The sequence below is a fragment of the Lachnotalea glycerini genome (assembly GCF_003201285.1).
Lineage (GTDB): Bacteria > Bacillota > Clostridia > Lachnospirales > Lachnospiraceae > Lachnotalea > Lachnotalea glycerini.
Genome location: NZ_QICS01000003.1, coordinates 243,716 through 264,553 on the forward strand (window position 1 = coordinate 243,716; position 20,838 = coordinate 264,553).

Here is a 20,838-nt window from a genome sequence, read left to right on the forward strand (position 1 = left end):
TTAAAACAGTTTAATAAAAATATGTATGAAAACTACTCTTCACAATCCAACGCAAATAAGTCGAAATACTCGCAAAATAATACACATAATTCTGAATATGCTGTATTCAATTTATCAACATTTTTTCCATCACTTTCTCTTTTCGTAATCTCTTTTTTCAACTCTAATTGTTTTATTCTAATACGATCTAAGTTATAAATCAGGCAGTGTCTTTTTAAATAAAGCTGAAGCTCAAAATAAATATATTCCCCCAACTTTGTTTCAGGTACAATTTCGCCTGACTCTTTTCTTTTTAGATGATTATAGTAATCATCTTCGCATGGGTCTAAAAAACCAATATCATCGATAATGTTTATTTTGGCGTCACTGCTTGGCCACTTATCTGACTTTGAAATATTACAGTAAGGACAAGAATACAACAAATTATCATAAGTATATTTAAGATTAGGGAAATGCTCCTTCGGTGCAAAATGTTCTACATGATAACTATTGTACCCTCCTGAATACAAATGAAAATCATCACAATATGCACATCTACCATTAAAATCTTTTACCAATCGCTTTTTATTTGATTTATTCGTTCTCCATATCTCACCAGTATAAGTTCTACTAGGTCTTATCTTTTTTATTTCAACCATTTCAATCCTCTTCTAGTAATTTATCAATTTTTTTCATTAACTCATCTACTCTGTCTACTTGCAGTTCTCTCTTTATTCTATCAGGTAAAGCTTTTTCAGCATCAATACTTTTTTCTATCATAGTATCCAAATATAATATCCTGTCATCAATTTCGCTTGATTTGCCCGAAGCCGGTAATAGTCTTTTCAATTCCCCCTTCCAACTTTCAATTTGTTTATAATATTTTAAAACTTGTTCTATTATTTTATAATTGAGTTCAATTCTTTCTTCGCTTTCAGAAAGATATCTGGTAAAATCGAAAACCTGATAAGCATTAAAAACTTCCTGTTCATATAACTCATCTTCATATGCTGTTAATATAAAAACTGGAAAATCAAGCAGCGTTGATTCTAAGCATTTTGCAAATTGTACTCCTGTAAAACTAATATTTGCATATGATGATAAATTATAATCTACTAATACGCATTCTATTTTGTTTTTTCTAATAAAATCTATCATTTCATCAATGTCCAAATCAATTGATATTTCATAAGGTTCAAATTCATACTCACGGTATTTATCTATTTTTGTTTTTGACGCTTCCTGCATTCCATAAAGTAATTGTGTAATTATTTGTGTTACTTTACTAGTGTCATCATCCAATATTCCAATTTTTATTTTCTTTTTCATTACAATTCCTCTCTACAGATATTAAATCGGAAATTTCATTTCCATACTGAATCCATTATTTACTTCTAGTAACCTATAATCTCCATTATATTCTCTTATTGTGGATGCTACTATATACATTCCCAAACCAGTTCCTATAACGTTTCCTTCTTGATCATATTTACTTGTCGTACCAAATTTAAAAATATCATAAGGATCTTTAAAATAAGAACCTATTCCTTTTCCATTATCTGTGAATATAATAATAAATTTATCCTCCGTTTTTAAATCAATAACGATTTCTCTATTTTTAGTATCAGACTTACTAAAAGCTTCAATAGAATTTATGATTAGATTATACATTATACTTTCATAATCTGATTCAAAAATTCTTCTTGAAGTAGCTTTATTGTCTGTATTAACAAGCAATTCAACTTTTTTTTGTTTAAGAATTGGGTCTAATATATCAACTATATTTTTAATTGTTACGTACAAGTCCTTTTTAAGCCTTCTTCTCTTATCCTTCTTACTCTGATTTGAAATTACCGAAATCCATGATTTTAAGAAGGTATCATTCTTATATAAATCATTTAGATTTCTTTCAATTAAGTATAAATTATTATTTTCAAAAGCCAAACGCATTGAATCAACTCTTGTTACCAATATTGCATTAATACTCTTTAAATCATGAACAATTGATGAGGTAATTAATCCATTTGTAGCTAATGAGCGCAACAATTTCAATTCTGTTATCAGCTCATCTCTTTCCTCTTCGTAATATTTAACAGTTTTGGCTAAACTTTCAAGTTTACTTTTAGCTGATTTATTATCTTTTTTATTCTTAAGTATATTTTGTGCTAAAGCAGTTCCTTCTCGTTTAGTTTTCTCCTTTTCATTGATACGATCATCATATTGTTTTAATGTTCTTGCTATATAGGCTCTATCATGTTCAAATACTGAGATTATTTTGATTATTGTCTCTTTAAACAATTTGAAACTTTCATTTTCAATCAAACCTTCTCGACTGGATTTATCAATAATCGATCCATTTGTTATTCTAGAAATAAATATTGTACCTTGACCTTGTGCATTCCTAACACTCCAAGCTTCTGATTTACTAGAAACAGCAACGGGATTGGAATTATATCTTGCTTCTAATCCTAACCAATCATATGAATCAGAATTAACATCACCATATGGTCGAACCAAAAAATTGTCTCTATATATTTTCACTCCACCATGTTCATCAAGCCAATTCTTCCTAGTTTTACTAATAGTTTTGTAAAAATATACATCTTGTGATTCTCCTTGCATACTCAATTTCATAAAAATATATTTAAATTTAAATTCACCAATTTCCTTAATCTTAGCAATCAGCTCTTCGTCATCCGTACTAAACAGTTGTGATATAGGGTAATTAAATGTAAAGACTTTTTTCTCAAAATCTTCTTTTCTATATGGATATCTTAGAAATCTTTCTTCTCTAAATACATCGTCCGGCATCCTAGATAAATCAAACTCATTTCTCTCCATAGTTATTTCAAACTTACTTCCATCGAAGTTAGCATTGATTTTATAATCAAATTCTTCCGATAAATTATTTTCAATAAGCTCAAATCCTGAATCTTTTGATTTTTGAATACTTATATAAAACTCATCCTGCTCTTCTGGCGGAATTAAGAAACCCAACGAATTTATAAGATTATTAATTGTAGTTTCTTTCCAATCATCTCTAAGACCAGATATTTTTAAAACTGTTCCAGTTTTAAAAATAAAACTAACTTCATTTTCTTCTCCTCTATCTTCATTCAACTTTTTTTCAAGGAGTTTAATTTCTCGCTTGACGCACTCTGGAAGTATCGCATATATATTAGTATTTAAATAGTCAAAATCAGCTTCTATCTCATCTAAAGTTTTTCCTGCCTCTTCAAAACTATTCCAATTTGTTGACCACTTTATAAATTTATCATTTGCATTTTTTGTATACATTTCGCAAAGACTACCCAAGCGATCTAGCGCAAATCTTCCAATACCCTTTTCTCCCGATTTAATTCTATCTTTTTCCGATATGTATTCATCACGTTTATTTGCTGTTCCAATCATCATCCAGTTATCTTCAATAACTGATTTTGTCATCCCTGTACCATCATCTATAATATATAATGCATTTTCTGAGGTCTCAAAATACACATAGCATAGTGTTGCATCCGCATCATAAGTATTCTTTATCAATTCAATTAGTGCACCTTCTACTTTTGATACACTTTCGCGCCCAAGTAAAATAGTTGCTCTTGAAGAAATTTTATATTTCATTTTTGCCATATATATTTACCTCCAACTCAAAATTTATATTTCATAATATCCTTAGAAGTTATTCTCAAAGATTTTCCGCTTATGTGAATACCTACCGCATTTACATATTCCACAAATTTATCACTCCGCAAAATATCAACTGCATTTTGCAACGACATCTCATCGTTTTTTGGTGTAATATACATTCCTGCGTATGGAATGCATTCACGATTTAGCTTATACAGATTAACTTTCTCTGTAATTATAGTTGACACTAACAATTTTTCTTTATCCAATCCAACTAGTGCTTGCGATCTACCATATTCAAACCAATTCGCATTTTCATCTTTTTTACGCTTATCTAACTTTTCTCTGTTTTTATTCAAATATGATGTAGCTCCAGGAAATTTCATCTCGAAATCAATTGTTGAATACCTATTTAAATTTCCATTCTCATAATAATATGGAAAAATAATCAACTCCTTTTTGTCGTACTTACGCGACCGTGGTGTTGCCGTTTCTCGTACTACTTTTTGTTCAATGTAATATCCCTCACATATTATATAATTTCCTTCAACTTCCCATTTTTTTATTACGTAAGCCTCATTCAATAGTGTTGCTACAACATGTGAAACTTGAAAGTAATCTCCAAATTCTCTCTTTCCTATATTAAAATTATTACTAAAGAACCATTTATCAATTAGTTTATCAATATCTATTTTTATCGAATTGTTATTAACTACATCTGTATAATTTAATTGATTTAATGTTCTATTTTTCTCTATCACCATAATAGCAGATTTAACTAGGGCATTATCAAAAATTTTTTCTTCTGTATAATCTATGATTTCCGAAATATAATTTTTCATCATATTTCGCAAGTTTTCTCCAAATACAGTTTTAAAAATACTACTAGGAATCAAATATGCCATCTTTCCATTGTTTTGCAAACTTAGTATGCTCTTTTCTATAAAAGCATAGCAATAGTCAAATTTGCCTTCTTTACATGTTGTGAAATTATCCTTTACAAAAATTCTATCAGATTCTTCCATGTCACTATAGGTTAAGTATGGTGGATTCCCAACTATATACTCAAAGTTTATACTTGTATTCCACTTTAAATAGTCTACATTAAAAATTTTCCACTTAACATTAGTAATTCCTTCTTTTTCAGTAACTCGCTTCAAGTTTTTAAGACATTTTTTATAATGCTTTTTATCCAATTCTATTCCGTATATATCTTGCTCTAATCCATATTTTATTTTAGAATTAGGGATTTTATTATTTTTACAATCCAATATATACCTACCAACTATACTTACAAGTATTTTCCCATCTCCACAGGAATTTTCCAATACCTTTTTCCCGTATAATTGCTCATTATATCCAACACAATCTAACAGCTTCTCAACATAATTTTCCGGTGTGAATACTTGACACTTCTCGTTCATATGTTACCTCAAGGTTTCTAATTTAATTTTTCGTCAGGAATTTACCCAGCCACTTCCACAGCATTTTCCTTAATCTCATTCACCAACTTCACAATTTCTGCCTGTCTCTTACTATCAAACAGCTTCACAAAACTCATTGGCTTATCAAACGGCGGTTTCATCAGTTCCGTTATATTTTCTATATATCCGTTCTGCTCCACATAATCCACAATCTTTTTCACAAAAACGATCTGCTGTTGGTTCAGTGATTCATCATTGATAAACTTAGAAAATGCTTTCATCGCAGCTTCATGCTCTAGTTTTGCAATCTTACGGATAAGAAGACCAAATGGTGTATCTCCGAACTCTCTTTTGTAATCTTCTTCATCGCCAAGTTCTTTCGTAAAGATGCTTTCGAGTGCCTGATAGTCTCCCAATTCCAGTTTTACATTATTACGAAGCTTCCAGATTGCAATATGATCTTTATGCTGTTCTATGTATCGATTCACTTTTAATCGGTAATCTTCAAAATCATATGCTGCATCTAATATGTCGCCTTCCTTTCGAGATAGAACCGGATCTGCAAGACTTGTCATAATTGGGCGTTTACCAGTGCCCTCATCCACCGTAAGTTTAATCAAATCTCTTAATTCTACACGGATTTTTTCAAAAAGCAAAATATCACCAGAAGCCCAGAATTCATCTGTTGTTACAGTCTGAATCAAAGAAAGTTTTTCTTTAATCTTAGGAATAATAGCTTTTTGTTCTAATGCTCCCATCAATGTGCAGACCTGATTTTTTGCTTTCTTAAATCCAGGCAACATCTCCATCTGCGCAATCATTAAACCATACATCAGATTATCAAATCGCTTTGCATACTCATCTTTATCATCCATCGTTACCAATGGTGCTACATGTCGAGACAAATCATGATAATCCTGTTCAGCGATACAGGTAAATGCTTCTTGCTTTTCGAATTTTTCCACATGGCGAAGCTGCATGTGTACTGCAACCAGTTCTTTGTTGAGTGACTGTACTTGCTGTAGCACCGTAATTACAAGCTCATTTCTCCAGTTCTGGTATTCCGTTCCTAAGAAATCTGCCGACTGAAGATTTTGAATTAATCGGACTCTTTTGCTAAAAATCTTTTCGCTCAAGCTTTCTGTATCTTTTCCTTCAATACCTTCTTTATTTTCACGAAAGTACTCAAAGTTTCCGCAGTAATCGAAGATATAAAATCTCTTTTTATCTGTATACTCTCCATCCTGTCTGTCAACAAATGTCTGTTCTTTGCACAGCCTGGTTCCACGTCCTATCATTTGCCAGAACTTTGTTTTTGAGCGCACTTTCTTAAAGAATACAAGATTGACTACTTCCGGTACATCGATACCGGTATCCATCATATCGACAGAAACTGCTATATATGGTGGCTTATTTGCAATCTTGAATTCATCGATGACAGACTGAGCATAGGTATCTTCGCAAGTAATTCGCTTTGCAAATCCACCTTTCAGCTTTGGATATAGTTTATTGAATCGTTCTAAAATAAATTCAGCGTGAGTCTTGTTCTGAGCAAAAATGATTGTTTTTCCAATTCGATCTCCGCCCTCAACCTTGATTCCATTTTCCATCAAATCCTGTAACACCAAATCTACTGTTTTTTCATTAAATACAAATTTATTCATGGTTGGTGAAGGCACAAATTCTGGCATATTTCCTTCATCATCTCCAAAATCATCTTCGTAACGTTCTTTATCTTTTTCATCCAACTCTTCGTAGGCAATTCCTTCCTCCAGGAATTTCGTTGAAGTTTCAATGTTAAAATATGGAACCAGAACATGATCATGATTCACGGCAGTTTCATAGTCATATGCATAGGTTGGAACCCCATGTTCCATTTCAAAAAAGTCATAGGTGTTTCTATCGACATCTGTTTTTGGCGTAGCAGTTAATCCTACAACAATGGAATCAAAGTATTCAAAAATGGTACGATATTTCTTAAAAATACTTCTATGTGCTTCATCCACAATGATCAAGTCAAAATGAGATGGAGAAAATAATCTCTGTCCATCCTCTGTCTTTTCTGAATCAATGGCATTTAACATAGTTGGATAGGTAGAAAAAATGATTCTTGAATTCTTGTCATCCTTATTTGACAGCAAATTACAAAGACTCATATCTGGAAGATAATTTTTAAAATCATCTTTTGCCTGTTTTACTAATGCAGTTCTGTCGGCAAGAAATAAAACATTGGTAACATAGCCCCCTCTTGACAATACATCCGTCAGACTGGAAGCCGTTCGGGTCTTGCCTGTACCAGTGGCCATCACGAGAAGGTTTTTTCTATGCCCCTGCACCAAACTGTCACATACTGCTCTGATTGCTTCTTTCTGGTAATAGCGATCGGTAATTTTATCATCAATGCGAATCGTTGATAAATCTTTACGCTCTTGTCTTCGATTCATCAACTTTTGTAAATCGTTTTTAGAAAAAATACTGCTGACTTTTCTTTGGGGATAGCTTTCATCATCCCAGAAATAGGTTTCAAATCCATTCGTCGTAAACATCATAGGACGGCGTCCATAACGTTCTTCTAAAGACTTGGCATAAAGCAAAACCTGCTGCCTTCCGATATTAGGGTCTTTGCTTGTCCTCTTTGCTTCAATAATAGCCAAAGGAAGCCCGTCTTTGCCAAACAAAACATAGTCAGCATATCCCATCTGACCTGATTTTCCATCCATATTTTGTACTTCAAATTCTTCTTTTACATCATGGTCAAAATCCCAACCTAACAATTTCAAATCTACATCGATGTATCTTTTTCTCGTCTTAAACTCTGATAAATCTTTCGCAATAAAAGTTCTTTCTTCTTTATGCTGCCCTTTTTCAGCAGTATAGGTGGCAGACATCGCCTCAATTTTCTCTCTTAAGGCTTTGATTTCACTTTCCTTTTCAGAAAGTAAACTCTCCTGCTCTTTTATTTTTGATACATCAACAGCGACTTTTTCACCTGGAATTAGTTGTTCATCAAAGCTACGTTCCTGATAATCATTTCCATAACAGTAATCAATCCATTCCACAAATTCAAACAAGCCTTGTAACGATAAAACGGCATCACTTTTTGAAACTTTCTTATCCGTATGTACAGACAGATTGCCTAATTTTATGATAAATGGCATCTTGCCCCACGTTTTACTATCAAGTGCAAAACGAAAACTTGGTTCATGAATCAATGATTGTAGATTATCTTTGTACGGCATAGAAATTGAGGTATCTGCCGAATATACCCATTTCACAGCAAGTTCCAATGCTTTTCTGGCTCCCACTGCACTCATGGCAGGTGATGATGTCAAGACTTTCTCCGCCTCAACACACGCTGCTGCAAAAAGCTCATATTCTGTTTTTGATGTTAAGAATTCGAAGTTCGACATATATCCTCCCCGCACACTTATATATTTTCATCTAGCACATTTTATAGCTAGCGCTACTCACATACCTCTGTTAACATTTCAAGTTCACTTCTAATTTCTGCAATAATAAAGTTTGATTGCTCTTTATCCTGCTTTAAGTATAAACGATTCATTTTCTTTGCTTTTTCATCATCTAAAATAACTAATCTATTTCTAAAATTTCTGCTCGCTTTGTATCCATTATAAATCAGCGCATACTCTGAACTAATCGGCAAATATATCCACAAAAATTTAGTAATTCCCTCATCTGTATCAAACGTCTCATATAACACTGGAAAATCAGACGTGATAAATTTTGTTCCCTTTGTACCTATAATAGAAAAATTCATGTTTCCAACTTCTTCAATCAAGCTTTCTGGTATACCTCCATCAAATTTTTCATCAAGAATAACTTTTCTATTTGCTGCTTCGCAAAGCGATTCAAAACCACCAAAACCAAGAAGGTCTAAAACTTCTTTGATAGATTCAAGTTCTTCATTATCTTGCATATCATCCAGGCAATCTTCTTGCAAATAATGTTTTAAACTCCATGGATTCCTTAGTAGTATATTTGCAACAAATCTCGATAGAATACTCTTCTCCCGTGAACTACAAATCAGAGCATTTTGATTGCATGGCATATCACACACCTTGAAAATTTGTTTTAATACATTTGAATATTCTGCTTCTTGAATTGAAAATGCCTTTTCAATACCATTTGGAATCACATACTTACCTAATTTCTCATTTGCGTTTTCCCATTCCGTTTCATACAAATAATCCTCACGGCAAATATCTTTAGGTTTACTTCTATTGATATTTTTCTTTGAACGATTATAAATCCAGAACATGTTTGCATCATCTGTGAAATTTCGCAAATAAAATTGTGGTACATAATGTTGTAGACGCGTTATTTTATTTTCCAACTTACAACCTCCGTGAAAAATTACTACGAGTGGTTAGATTACTTGTGTTACTATTCTTTCATGCTATACTTTATCATCACAGTCTACATCGATTATATCATCTGTAAGTTCCTCTTCATCTTCTTCACTACCAAGACCATTTATTATTATTTTTCCTCCTAGAACTACAATTCCCAGACCAATCATCGCCAATGCCCCATGTACCATATCCTTGTTTATATTAAGTAAAAACTTCTTATTTTCTTTATCTAAACTAGGAATCATCTTTGTTAGCTCTATCAAGTAATCCAATAACTTAATTCTTAATTCTTCTGAAATATCATCTCTATCAAGCTGGCTACCAATTATCTTCTGTGATTCTGATATTATATTGAGTGCTGCCTGATAGTCAGTTGAGTTATGATCCATTGTGCTAACAACAGTTTCTTTCATCTCACCAAGTACCTGAACGACAAACTCTGAAAAATTTGGAAAGTTCTCAATTATTTTTATACGTACTTCATTATCTATGTCTGGCATCATAGCTGCAAATTTAACGACTTTGTCTTTGCTAAGATTTCTCCAATCTTTAATATCTAAAGCTTTTTGTACTTGATTTACAGTTTTATACTTTTTCATACTTCTCCCCATCACTTTATGCTTATTTTCTTGATCAATCATATGTCTAGCAATGTAATCTTCTCCAAGCAAATTCATCAATCATTATTGTTCTTTATAACTTGTTCTTTCGATTACTGTATATGTCTCTCAATTCCCTTTTTTATTTGGTATACTCTTACATTTCATTGCACTTCTGTTCTTTTGAATTTTAATTTCAAATGCATTACTTTTGCTATTCCTTCTCAAATTCCACATAACTTCCAAGCTCTACATGAATCATTTTATATCCATTATCTGTCCAAGATTTACATATTGTATGTGTATCACTTGGATGCCAATATGCAGAATATTCATATGCAGATTTTGGCAATTCAAATCCAATAATTTTCTCTATTTCACTAAAAGATAAATGTAAGAAACTACTACTTTGTTTTGAAAAATGCTTTTCAAGTTCATAATATTTGTATTCTCTACCCATATCCCCCTCCTTAATTCAATTTTTCAAAATAATCTTGCATTAATGTATCAAATAAAATTTGTGTTTCACTCAATGATTTCTGCACTTCAACTTTCAATTTGTCGATGACTTGGACGAAGGAGGCAAATTGGTTTTGAAGATCTATTGTCGGAACCATTATGTCCAACTTCTTAGTCATAGAGATGGAAAGGTATGCCACCGTAGACCCAGCTTGTAAGCCATCAATCTGCTTTCTAAAACCAGGCATTGCGAAAAGATTGGAAATATACAATGGTGTAATTTCATCCTGAAACTCAGATAACCAAGTAATCATTCCATCCTGAAAGTAGAACTCATCGTCCTCTGCAATAATGTAGCATCTACCTAATGTTCCTCTTGCTGTAACGAGAATATCTCCTGCCTTAGGTACCAATCCTAGTTCTTTTAGTTCTTCAAATCTATCTTTTGGAATATACAGGTCACATTCTTTTGACCCAGTATCCATCCGACTAACCAAATCAGAAATTCTCAAAAAAGGTATTCCTGTCATGCTTTGCTCATTCTGATAAATTCTTTTACTAGAACTAACTCTGCAGAGCTTTTCCATTTTTACTATTTTCCACCCTTTGATATTATGTTCAGGTTCCCCAAACATCTCGACAAATCGGGATTTGATGAGATCATCGAACTCTTCTAGTTGCTGCTTTCTATAGCTAATTATCTTTTCAGCTTTCTCTAAAATGCTTGCTATTTCTAACTGAATGTTTTTATTTGGAAGTGGCAAAACTTCTTTTTTATAATCTTTAAAATAAATATGTGGAATAGTTGTACCCGTATAATATTTTTCCAATTTCATTGAAGTAACTGCATAATATAAATATTTTGGAACTATATTATCTTTGGGTACCAGATACTGCAATGTTCCTATTACCGAAGATTTTCCTGGTAAGAAAACTGTTCTCCCAATACCTGCCCCATCTTTTACTACAGCTATATATTCATTTTCTTGATGATAAAAATCAATGTCTTTTACATAACCACCCGCACCATAAACTGGATAGTCACCTGTCAGATTTTCCAAATCTTTTTGTGCTAGATTTGATGAACCTCTTTCGCAAACATCTTCTAATTTTACTTTTATATCGTTCATCTATTCATCCCTACAAATCTAAATTTAATAATGTTTTCAGTTCCGCTTTCAGTACAACAATTTCTTCATCAATTTTATCAATTCGTTCCATAATCACTTCTGATGAATCGTACTCTACCTTTTCATACACTACTTCTTTATACTTATTAATCGAAAGATCATATCCATTTTCCTCAATCTCCTTCTTCGTTACAAAAAAGGATTGTTCCGTTTTTGGTCTGTCCGTTTCTTGTTCTAAGTGACTCCAGCGTTCTAAAATATCAGGAATATCATTTTTATCCGTATCCTGACGTTTATCATCCAGACTCTTTCCGTCTGCTTTCATATCATAGAACCAGACCTTATCTGTTCCACCATCATCTGTCTTTGTAAATACCAAGACAGCCGTAGATACTCCTGCATATGGCTTAAACACTCCACTTGGCATAGATATAATCGCCTGTAAATGTTGATTTTCAACAAGTTCTCTTCTTAACTCTTTATGCGCTTTTGAATTACCAAATAACACTCCATCTGGTACGATACATGCACATCTTCCACCCTTTTTTAGCATACGAAGGAATAATGCTACAAATAGAAGCTCTGTCTTTTTGGTGCTACAGATTGCTTTTAGATTGTCATTAATACTCTCTGAATCTACTGTTCCAGCAAATGGTGGATTTGCAAGGCACACCGTATATTTTGAAATAATCTCATTCTGTTTTGATACACTATCTTTGTAATCAATATCAGGATTACTAATGGAATGAAGCATCAGATTCATTGCAGAGATACGAAGCATTGTCGTGTCCGTATCAAATCCTGAAAATGCACCTTTGTCAAAGTGCTCCCACTGCTCACTTGTCATAGTTCCTTCAAAGTTCTTTCTGATATATTCAGATGCCGATACAAGAAATCCTGCTGTTCCGCAAGCTGGATCACAGATGGTATCATCTGGTGTTGGATTTACTAATTGCACCATCATTTCTCTGATATGCTTTGGTGTACGAAACTGCCCATTCTGTCCCGCAGTAGCAAGTTTGTCCAGCATATATTCGTATAGATCCCCCTGCATATCAAGACCTGTTAAATCATGCTCGTACAAATCTTCCAATCCAGTAATGATCTTCTGTAAAATTTGTGGTGTAGGAATCATGAACATTGCATTTTCCATATATCTTGAGAATGCAGAAGCATTATTACCATTCAAACTCTTAATAAATGGAAATACCTTTTGTGCAATAATTTCAAATATTTCTCTAGAATCTTTATCTTTGAATCTGCTCCAGCGCATGGATTGACCATCTTCATCCTGAGGAAAGATTTTTTCCATCTTTTCTCCTGCTAGTGCTTCAAAGCTTTCATTTTCTAATTCTTTTTCATCCAAAGAGCGAATGAACATCAGATATGTGATCTGTTCAATTACGGTCAAAGGATTCGTTACTCCTCCTGCCCACATGTCTGTCCATATTTTATCTATCTTATTTCTCACTTCGCCTGTTATCAACGTTGAATCCTCCAATATATAGTAATGTCATCTTAATTTTCTCTTATAACCTGTCCCAAAATCCGGTCTTACAGCGCACCCTTGCCACTTTTTACCCAGGCATCTACTTCTGATAACTTAAATTTCCATAGCCTGCCCACTTTATGTGCTGGTATATCTGCCTTTTTAATCCAGTTTCTTATGGTATCTTTTGTTACACCCAGATACTCTGCTGTTTCTTCTAAACTCGACCATTTTTCCATTGTTTCAGACATACATTTTCCTCCGAATTGTCTAACTTTCAGTTTTTACATAACTACAATTATTGTATCTCTAAATTGTCATATTAGCAACCAAATTTTGACTTCTTACATATGATTTAATAGGAAATAGTCGTAAAGACAATGAACTTATCGTCCCCTGTCTTTCTCCTTATCTTTCCTTTGCATTTCCAGTCCTGCTTCGTAAACCTTCTGATAATCCTCATATCGCTCATCAAAGTCCATATCAACTCCTAATTTCTTCAAAGCAGCCGTATGAAGTGCAAGATTGTAATGATTATCATCCACTCGGAATTCAAATAGCTTTGCCTTCTCAGACACCATCAGATACCAGTATGATAGACCATCTTCCTGTAACTCATTACAGATTCGTTCCACTTTCTTTCTGATACTAACTTGTCTAGCTTCCTCATATATTGCATCCGATTCCTCGATAACTTCATCAATACTGTAATCATGACCAATCTCTTGAAAATACTGTTTCACTAATCTCATAACATCTAATGAATCAACATAATCTGATATTGCAAAGATCTCCACCTTTTCTTCTACAGATAAAAGGCTATATTCTACATAAGATTCAGGCATTACAGTTCTGACTTCCTTTTTATAAGCTGAATCATCAATATAGGAAACAACATGGCTCAAATCAATATCCATAGGTTCTATTGAAGTAAAATTAGCTTCCATAGACGCATCCGGATCATCAGGTTTAACTTCCGTCTGTGATTCAACTTCTATCCCAGATGGAGTTCTTCCAACAGAAACATCAGCTTTTTCAATATATCCTGTCTCAATAAAATCTGAGTCTATTACTTCATCCAGAATCCTTACCTTTTCAAACTCAGGTACATCAATATAACCGCTTCCAATGACTGGTTCCTCTTCATCAATCACGCCAATCGCTGTATCAAATCGTTCATAGATGCAATTCTTAACCAGCTTCAGTTGATACTTGACTTCCTTCTTTTCCAGTTTCAGCTCATCAAGTTCTTTCTCCATTCCCAAATTCCAAATCTGAAATTCTGACCAGTTCTCCTCCGATTTACATGAACGTTTCTTTACAGATTTCATTTTGTATATTTCCTTCTGCCTAGCCTCGATTTCATTCCATCGTTCTTCCCGCTTTGTGTGATAATTCAACAAGCCTCCAAAAGTTTCAATATGATTCTTACATAAGAATAAATACTCATCTTGCAGTCGATGAAATTCACACAATTCTTTGGCATATTTAGCAGAACCGACATTGAATCTTTTTTGTTCAATCATGCGTAGCCGATAGATCTTCCGGTAATACTTCTTCTGAAATGGCGTCATATTTGACCGCTTATAATATATTGGATTCTTGGAATAATAGTAAGGAATCATTTTATAAGAGTATTTCATGGCATAGCCAAACTGTTCTGGTGTAAACATTTCATCCATCTTCTCTAACTTGTGATATAATCTCCGTCCTGGCATCTTCACAGTCAAATATTCATTCTTCTTAAAATCATACCCCAGACGCTTCATCAAGAATTCAAAATGCTCCTTACTTCCTGCATACGAAGCACAAAATCTAGCATCCCGTAGAATCATTTCTTTAAATGTCTGCTCGAATTCCCATTCTTTTCTAGGTAGATTCTTAGGTTCCTTGCTATATTCCGCAGGCATGATAGCAAGTCCATATTCCTTGCAAAGCCTATTGGTAATCGGTTGTATTTTATACTTCCAATCACCCTTTTTATATTCATACTTTCTGCCAGTTTGCATATCCACGCTATTCCATACAATATGCCCATGCTTATGTTCTTTATCCGTATGCACAGAGTAAACCACTTCATACTGTTCTCCCAAAAATTCTTCTGCAAATCGCCTTGTAATTTCAAATGCCTGCTCTTCCGTAGCTTCTCCTGGAGGAAAGGAAATAATGATGTGATATCCCTGCCTTTTATCCGTCTTACCAAATATCTTCTTTGTCTCCATCATTTGTTCAAAAGCTGTTTCTGGCAGGCAGTTAATACTGCCCACTAGAACTCGTTCCTCTGTCTTATCTGGATTTTGAATATAATTCAACGCCTGCTTAAGATGCTTTGCAGGATTTCCCTGTTCTACCCCATCTATATACAGGATTTTTGTGATTGCCATATTGTAAGCACCTCCCGTAATAAACGCTGTATCTCTAATAATGCTTCCTTAATATCTTTTAAATCTTGAAATGGCACATAGGACATCGTATTTGCCACCTTCGTAATCTGATTGATATTTGTTGCAATTCCTGTTATCTGTCGAATCAGGTTTATTCTATCTTTTGGAAATGTGAAATCAATCTTACCACCATTTTGAACTAGAGCTCTTAAATATTTGCTCTTGTCCACTCCAGCTTCTTTCGCCTCTTCCATTAGTTTCAAATAATCGTTCTCCGATAATTTGAATGTCACCTTACGCTCCTTCTTATTGGAGTAATATTTTCTCTTTCCATCTGCCATAGGCAACCCCTCTAATGTAAAAATCTTTGTTGCTTCTTTCTTTTCTGTCAGTTGCATTTTTCTTCTCCTTTCTTCTAGTAGTGCTGTTGATTCTTTCTGCAAGATACGGGAAAAGTCGGACTTTTCCCCGAAAAAAATTTCACTCTGACGAGCGAACATTTTTTCTTCTTGGCAGGAGCTCCTGCACCCATTTAAACAGTTCGATTCGAACTGCGATTATAATGATATTCTATTGATAAAATTCCTATCTATGTGATGTAGTCTTCATCAAATGATGGAATTTTCCATCTTTTGATTCAGCGTTCACTCCCAGAAGAATGGAGACAATCTGGAACCTTTGCTCTTGCATTGGCAACAGTTTGTCCCCACCCATTCAAATGACTTCTTTTCGATGGCACCAATATAATGACATTTTCTAGCTGTTATCACCACTTTAGCACCTTCAAAAAACATTAATCTGCATTTAACCCCGAAAGAAATGACATTGCCTGCTGTGATATTTCTCCAGTTTGCTTTTCCTTTTCTTTGTTTGAACTACTTTCAAAAGTTTTTGTTGAAGCCTTTGTAATCGCCTGCCTAGACAATGCAGACTCTTCTTGTGCCAACATAGCTAATGCTCCAAGTATCTTTGCGTCGTGAACTTCCATTCTCGCTTCCATTTTACTAAGAATTGCTTCTGATATGGTCTCTGCAATATATTCCGTTTGAAACTTTAACGTTTCTATACTACTATTTGAATCGTAATGATAACAATCTTCGTAAGCAAGATTCAGACCCTGACGAATCAAATCATTCATACTGCGAAATTCATTAGTAGCAAGCATCTTGTCCACTTTTTCCATCAGTACAGTATCATAAGGATCATCCAGATAGAACCTTCCAGAAACTCGCCGTTCTTGCCGTTTCTTTGCCATAAACATTTCCTCCGTTTATCCCATTTTCCTAGCCAGTAATTCATAGCCTATCGCATTCGCCCTAACATCTTCGATATAACTGATATTATTACTTTGCTTTCCATAGTTCTTCATAATCGTTGCACCTCCACCAACATAGATGACATCTGAGAATTCTGTATCATGTCCATTCTCTTTTAAAATTCCTTCTACACGATCTGCAAATCGTTTGAATGCTTCGTCCATCAGTTTTTTGTATTTATCGGGGATAGTTACATTGGGATTATGAATATATTCCGTAATCTTGCTTTCCGATAATTCTTTCCCATAGAGCTCACTGGTTCTGCTCTTAATATCCTGAATCACAGAAATCATGGATTCTGTAAATGTCTCACATTTGCTTTCAATAGGAACTCCGTTTCGAACTGACATAATATCAATTGTCCAAGAGCCAACATCCACAATCAGGCACTCTCCTGACATATTAGATAATTGTTCTGCCACCGCAGCATAGCACTGTGGAAATGCCATCACATTATCAATGGTAAATTCAAATGCCTGATCTTCATATCGAAAATGAACAGGCTGTCTCTCCCGCATAAGATATTTTACAAACTGCTTTCGAACGGTTGCAAATTGTTTCAGTGGCATTCCAACTCCAAGAACCACATGAGCTCCATATGGAATTTCTCTCGTTATGGATTCTTTTGCCATCAATACTAATGTTAATAGATAATAGTCATCATCATCTAACTTATTATCTTTTACATTCATTCTGCTTTCGCCAATTTTATAGAAATGTCCGTTATATACAAGCGTATTGGCGGAGAAGGTTGGCTTTGTTTCCAAAGCCTCCACTCCATTTTCCATAATGTGATTTGCTCCCTTCATAAGATGATTTCCATGATCAATTCCCAAGTAATATATATCATTTGAAATAGTATCTCTCATCGTTTATTCCTCTCTTCCTTCTAATTTTAATTTTGCCTGTAATAACCGGTTTGCTTTCTGCTGTTTGATTGCAAATTCAGCAGAGGCATAAATCTCTTCTTCAGCGGTTAACTGTGCTGCTACTCTGCATTTCCACATTGCAATGGTGGAATGTTTTTGCTCTGCTTCTAGCTGTTCCAAATAGTGCTTTGTTCTTCTCTCTAATAACTCATAACCATATTCATTATTCAGAATAGCTGTATCAATTAATGTGCCGTCCAACAACCTTTTGTTATACTGCATTCTGTCTAATTCATATAACAAATGCATCCACATCCTGCCATACTTTCCAACATCCGCAGTAACGTCCACTTCATCTGCCTGTAAGACTGGATATAACAAGCCGTCAACCTCTTTGTACTGTATTCCTGCTCGTTCAAATAATGTCTTTTCCATAATCTAAATCCTCCTTTTCCTCGTCCTTGTTTAAAATTTCTAAAATGTGCTGAAGTGGCGCCAGAATCTCTTCTTCTGGCACCACTCCCTCTTCCATAAACTGCAATTCTTCTAAGATTGCCTCTAGATACACCTGCATCTTTTTGGCAACTTTTTTACCACATACAACTCTGATTTCATGTTTCAAGCAACAATCGATCAGATAATCTTGTTTTGACAATCCGCTCAGTGCTACTTTAACATTTAGATCTTCCGCTTCTTGTGGTGACATCCGAAATGCAACCACTACATTTCTCCACCGATTCTTCATATCACAGCGTCTTTCGCTCATATTAAAAATCCTCCTTCTCCTTCTCTTCAAAATCGTCTTCCATCTCCATATTTTGTAGATCCAGCTTGTCTGCCATTTCAATCTGTTTCGACGGAAACAGATGCGCATACCGATAGGTGATATCAATGCTTTCATGCCCCACTCTATCTGCAATTGCTACCGCTGAAAATCCCATGTCAATCAACAAGGAAATGTGGGAATATCTTAAATCTTGAATACGAATTTTCTTTACCTTAGAACTCTTACAGCCTCGTTCCATCTCATGATGAAGATAACTCTTAGTAACTGGAAAAATACGATCCGTCTTCTCATATCCATAAAGCATGGCAAAATATTCTTTCATCTCCTCTACCAAAAACTTTGGAAGTTTTATGGTTCGTTTGCTCTTTGGAGTCTTAGGAGTAGTTACCAGATCCTGCTTCTCTAACCTTTGATAAGATTTATTGATTCTGACCGTATTTTTCGTAAAATCAAAATCTTCCATGGTAAGTGCCAGAAGTTCTCCAAGTCTAATTCCTGTCCAATAAAGCATTTCAAATGAATAAAATGAAATTTCTTTATCCATAATGGCTTCTGAAAATTTCTTATATTCTTCCTTTGTCCAAAACAACATTTCCTTAGACTCTTCTTTCCCCATGCAACCTGCTTTTCTAGCAGGATTACTTTTCAAGTTGTAATATCTGCATGCATGATTGAATAAGCAACTCAGCTGATTATGCATGGTCTTTCGATAGGTCTCAGAATACCCCACTCCGTTCTCATCCCGATAAGCAATCATCTCATTTTGCCATTTCAGTACATCCGATGCCGATATCTCATTCATCTTTAAACTCTGAAAATACGGCAAAATCTTAGTCCGAATAATATGCTCCTTCGTGAGCCATGTATTGCGTTTTAGTCGTCCCATGATGTCTTCTGAATATAACTTAAAGAAATTTTCAAATGTCATATCCAGATTGCACTCTTCCCTGACTTAATAATTTCGCTCAAATTCTAACGCTTCGCGCTTCGTTGCAAAGCCTCGTTTCTTAATTTGTCTGTTTTCGCCTGTCCAGTTCTTACTATAGAACTTTACAAACCATGTGCCAGTTACACTATCTTTATATGCTGGCATAAAATCACTCCTTTCTTCTCTTTCCATATGAAATAAGGTGACGACAGAATCGCCACCCTACCTCTATTTACTGATTGCCAGCATTATCGCTTCCATAGATCTTTTCCATGAAATATTTTCTGCTGACCTTGCCATTTAAAGTAATAAGTCCACGTTCTTTCAGCTCGTCATTCAACTGACGTACAATTCCATACGCCTTTGAACGAGAGATTCCTAACAGTTCTCTTACTTCTTCTGCATGAATAAACATCTCCTGCATACATCCCACCTCCTTCAAAATAAAATTGTTAATAGTTACATCTAATAGAAAATTTGAGGGCTCTTAAGGTTTGGCTTTCGTTCGTATCAAAATCTGCTGGTGTTCCAACCAGCCTCAACAAAGTAGAAAATGATTCTACCTGTTTAGGGTCGCTCCTGTGCGAGGTACCCTACCTATTTGCTCTTAGGGGAGTGTCATCTTCGCTCGATTTGAACTTTCTATATTACTGAAAATTTCAAATGTTCTTCGCAAAAGTCTGTTGGATTCTGATACAGCTCATTTAATTGTCAAGGTACGATTTGCTTGTAATTACTTGTGTTTGTGTCTCCTTTCTTTTTTAATCTATTTTCTATACTATTCTGTATAGAATAATTGCTTTAGACATATACTATACTAATATGTTTAGAAAGTCAATAACTTTTCTAAATTATTTTGTATAGAAATCTTTTCATTTCATTTTTGATGTGTTATACTTTTCTTAGCAAATAAGATTAGAATATGAACGGAGGTTCTTTATGACTCTTGGTGAACGAATTAAAAAAATAAGAGTATTTCGAAAAATGACCATGGATGAATTCGGTGCTGCTCTTGGATTTGAAGGCAAAAGCATGTCAGTACGAATTGCTCAGTACGAAACTGGAGCTCGTGTTCCAAAACAGGACATGTTGCTTAAAATTGCCGTGGTGTTACAATGTAACTACAAAGCACTTGATGATTACAGCCTTGGTGCCGCTGAGGATATCATCGAAACACTTTTCTGGTTAGAAGAAAGTCTTTCTTCCAGTGCAGATGGAGAGGGTCGTGGAAAGCATTTCCCAGAATACACTGCTCCCGGGAATCTCATTCATCTCAATGAAATGAAACCTGTGACTAAGGACGCAGACGTTAAGATGACTTACAATGACAATGAGTACATGGCGTCAGGTGCTCCTGTTGCTTTAACTTTTAAATATGGATTGGTAAATGATTTTTTGTTAGAATGGAATACAAAGAAAAAAGAACTTGCGGATGGCACCATTAGTGCCAATGATTATTTTGAATGGAAGATTA

At 34.4% G+C, this 20,838-nt stretch carries 19 protein-coding genes and 1 pseudogene; 1 reads left to right on the plus strand and 19 read right to left on the minus strand.

Annotated features, from left to right (window positions below; translation table 11 throughout):
* Positions 1 to 32: 32 nt before the first annotated feature.
* The 19 genes and pseudogenes from C8E03_RS08565 to C8E03_RS08655 all read right to left on the minus strand — a co-directional run bounded on the left by C8E03_RS08565 (position 33) and on the right by C8E03_RS08655 (position 19,788).
* Positions 33 to 638: an HNH endonuclease gene (locus tag C8E03_RS08565; RefSeq protein WP_110290804.1), complete on the minus strand. Its 606-nt coding sequence runs from the start codon at positions 636 to 638 to the stop codon at positions 33 to 35.
* A gap of 1 nt (position 639) precedes the next feature.
* A complete protein-coding gene (locus tag C8E03_RS08570; RefSeq protein WP_110290805.1) occupies positions 640 to 1,308 on the minus strand; it encodes a response regulator in 669 nt (222 codons plus the stop codon).
* Positions 1,309 to 1,329: 21 nt separating this feature from the next.
* Positions 1,330 to 3,609, minus strand: coding sequence for an ATP-binding protein (locus C8E03_RS08575; protein WP_110290806.1), 2,280 nt, complete (start codon positions 3,607 to 3,609; stop codon positions 1,330 to 1,332).
* 17 nt (positions 3,610 to 3,626) lie between these two features.
* On the minus strand, positions 3,627 to 5,030 hold the full coding sequence (locus C8E03_RS08580; RefSeq protein WP_110290807.1) for an Eco57I restriction-modification methylase domain-containing protein: 1,404 nt from the start codon (positions 5,028 to 5,030) through the stop codon (positions 3,627 to 3,629).
* Positions 5,031 to 5,071: 41 nt separating this feature from the next.
* The gene (locus C8E03_RS08585) at positions 5,072 to 8,440 is read right to left on the minus strand and encodes a DEAD/DEAH box helicase family protein (protein ID WP_110290808.1); all 3,369 of its coding nucleotides are present in this window, start codon (positions 8,438 to 8,440) and stop codon (positions 5,072 to 5,074) included.
* A 53-nt stretch (positions 8,441 to 8,493) separates the two neighbouring features.
* The gene (locus C8E03_RS08590) at positions 8,494 to 9,384 is read right to left on the minus strand and encodes a DUF4238 domain-containing protein (protein WP_170122949.1); all 891 of its coding nucleotides are present in this window, start codon (positions 9,382 to 9,384) and stop codon (positions 8,494 to 8,496) included.
* Between the two features lie 63 nt (positions 9,385 to 9,447).
* Positions 9,448 to 10,014 (minus strand): hypothetical protein, encoded by a 567-nt coding sequence (locus tag C8E03_RS08595; RefSeq protein WP_146212313.1) that lies wholly within the window; start codon positions 10,012 to 10,014, stop codon positions 9,448 to 9,450.
* Positions 10,015 to 10,216: 202 nt separating this feature from the next.
* Positions 10,217 to 10,462, minus strand: a complete 246-nt coding sequence (locus C8E03_RS08600; protein ID WP_110290811.1) for a DUF7662 domain-containing protein — start codon at positions 10,460 to 10,462, stop codon at positions 10,217 to 10,219.
* A 10-nt stretch (positions 10,463 to 10,472) separates the two neighbouring features.
* Positions 10,473 to 11,591: a restriction endonuclease subunit S gene (locus C8E03_RS08605; protein WP_110290812.1), complete on the minus strand. Its 1,119-nt coding sequence runs from the start codon at positions 11,589 to 11,591 to the stop codon at positions 10,473 to 10,475.
* Positions 11,592 to 11,601: 10 nt separating this feature from the next.
* Entirely contained in the window at positions 11,602 to 13,077 is a 1,476-nt protein-coding gene (locus tag C8E03_RS08610; protein WP_110290813.1) for a type I restriction-modification system subunit M, read from the minus strand.
* A gap of 68 nt (positions 13,078 to 13,145) precedes the next feature.
* Positions 13,146 to 13,331: a helix-turn-helix domain-containing protein gene (locus C8E03_RS08615; protein WP_026893296.1), complete on the minus strand. Its 186-nt coding sequence runs from the start codon at positions 13,329 to 13,331 to the stop codon at positions 13,146 to 13,148.
* A 135-nt stretch (positions 13,332 to 13,466) separates the two neighbouring features.
* A complete protein-coding gene (locus C8E03_RS08620; protein ID WP_110290814.1) occupies positions 13,467 to 15,464 on the minus strand; it encodes a relaxase/mobilization nuclease domain-containing protein in 1,998 nt (665 codons plus the stop codon).
* On the minus strand, positions 15,437 to 15,862 hold the full coding sequence (locus tag C8E03_RS08625; protein WP_242993456.1) for a MobC family plasmid mobilization relaxosome protein: 426 nt from the start codon (positions 15,860 to 15,862) through the stop codon (positions 15,437 to 15,439). The genes C8E03_RS08620 and C8E03_RS08625 overlap by 28 nt, the downstream gene beginning before the upstream one ends.
* A gap of 395 nt (positions 15,863 to 16,257) precedes the next feature.
* Positions 16,258 to 16,719, minus strand: coding sequence for a hypothetical protein (locus C8E03_RS08630; protein ID WP_110290815.1), 462 nt, complete (start codon positions 16,717 to 16,719; stop codon positions 16,258 to 16,260).
* Positions 16,720 to 16,734: 15 nt separating this feature from the next.
* Complete coding sequence (locus C8E03_RS08635) at positions 16,735 to 17,649, minus strand: ParM/StbA family protein (protein WP_110290816.1); 915 nt, start codon at positions 17,647 to 17,649, stop codon at positions 16,735 to 16,737.
* A 3-nt stretch (positions 17,650 to 17,652) separates the two neighbouring features.
* Positions 17,653 to 18,084: a TnpV protein gene (locus C8E03_RS08640; RefSeq protein ID WP_110290817.1), complete on the minus strand. Its 432-nt coding sequence runs from the start codon at positions 18,082 to 18,084 to the stop codon at positions 17,653 to 17,655.
* On the minus strand, positions 18,065 to 18,415 hold the full coding sequence (locus C8E03_RS08645; protein WP_110290818.1) for a plasmid mobilization protein: 351 nt from the start codon (positions 18,413 to 18,415) through the stop codon (positions 18,065 to 18,067). The genes C8E03_RS08640 and C8E03_RS08645 overlap by 20 nt, the downstream gene beginning before the upstream one ends.
* A gap of 1 nt (position 18,416) precedes the next feature.
* Positions 18,417 to 19,529 (minus strand): annotated as a pseudogene (locus C8E03_RS08650) (site-specific integrase).
* Between the two features lie 67 nt (positions 19,530 to 19,596).
* Positions 19,597 to 19,788 (minus strand): hypothetical protein, encoded by a 192-nt coding sequence (locus tag C8E03_RS08655; RefSeq protein ID WP_110290819.1) that lies wholly within the window; start codon positions 19,786 to 19,788, stop codon positions 19,597 to 19,599.
* A gap of 515 nt (positions 19,789 to 20,303) precedes the next feature.
* Here C8E03_RS08655 and C8E03_RS08660 point away from each other — a divergent pair.
* Positions 20,304 to 20,838: helix-turn-helix domain-containing protein (locus tag C8E03_RS08660; protein WP_110290820.1), on the plus strand; the 535-nt coding region annotated here is incomplete at its 3' end.

What these genes read in the sequence shown, in the direction of transcription:
- C8E03_RS08655 (WP_110290819.1), bottom strand. Translation starts at nt 19,788, where the DNA reads ATGCAGGAGATGTTTATTCATGCAGAAGAAGTAAGAGAACTGTTAGGA.
- C8E03_RS08600 (WP_110290811.1), bottom strand. Translation starts at nt 10,462, where the DNA reads ATGGGTAGAGAATACAAATATTATGAACTTGAAAAGCATTTTTCAAAA.
- C8E03_RS08640 (WP_110290817.1), bottom strand. Translation starts at nt 18,084, where the DNA reads ATGGAAAAGACATTATTTGAACGAGCAGGAATACAGTACAAAGAGGTT.
- C8E03_RS08645 (WP_110290818.1), bottom strand. Translation starts at nt 18,415, where the DNA reads ATGAGCGAAAGACGCTGTGATATGAAGAATCGGTGGAGAAATGTAGTG.
- C8E03_RS08565 (WP_110290804.1), bottom strand. Translation starts at nt 638, where the DNA reads ATGGTTGAAATAAAAAAGATAAGACCTAGTAGAACTTATACTGGTGAG.
- C8E03_RS08605 (WP_110290812.1), bottom strand. Translation starts at nt 11,591, where the DNA reads ATGAACGATATAAAAGTAAAATTAGAAGATGTTTGCGAAAGAGGTTCA.
- C8E03_RS08620 (WP_110290814.1), bottom strand. Translation starts at nt 15,464, where the DNA reads ATGGCAATCACAAAAATCCTGTATATAGATGGGGTAGAACAGGGAAAT.
- C8E03_RS08580 (WP_110290807.1), bottom strand. Translation starts at nt 5,030, where the DNA reads ATGAACGAGAAGTGTCAAGTATTCACACCGGAAAATTATGTTGAGAAG.
- C8E03_RS08625 (WP_242993456.1), bottom strand. Translation starts at nt 15,862, where the DNA reads ATGCAACTGACAGAAAAGAAAGAAGCAACAAAGATTTTTACATTAGAG.
- C8E03_RS08575 (WP_110290806.1), bottom strand. Translation starts at nt 3,609, where the DNA reads ATGGCAAAAATGAAATATAAAATTTCTTCAAGAGCAACTATTTTACTT.
- C8E03_RS08615 (WP_026893296.1), bottom strand. Translation starts at nt 13,331, where the DNA reads ATGTCTGAAACAATGGAAAAATGGTCGAGTTTAGAAGAAACAGCAGAG.
- C8E03_RS08585 (WP_110290808.1), bottom strand. Translation starts at nt 8,440, where the DNA reads ATGTCGAACTTCGAATTCTTAACATCAAAAACAGAATATGAGCTTTTT.
- C8E03_RS08595 (WP_146212313.1), bottom strand. Translation starts at nt 10,014, where the DNA reads ATGGGGAGAAGTATGAAAAAGTATAAAACTGTAAATCAAGTACAAAAA.
- C8E03_RS08570 (WP_110290805.1), bottom strand. Translation starts at nt 1,308, where the DNA reads ATGAAAAAGAAAATAAAAATTGGAATATTGGATGATGACACTAGTAAA.
- C8E03_RS08630 (WP_110290815.1), bottom strand. Translation starts at nt 16,719, where the DNA reads ATGGCAAAGAAACGGCAAGAACGGCGAGTTTCTGGAAGGTTCTATCTG.
- C8E03_RS08635 (WP_110290816.1), bottom strand. Translation starts at nt 17,649, where the DNA reads ATGAGAGATACTATTTCAAATGATATATATTACTTGGGAATTGATCAT.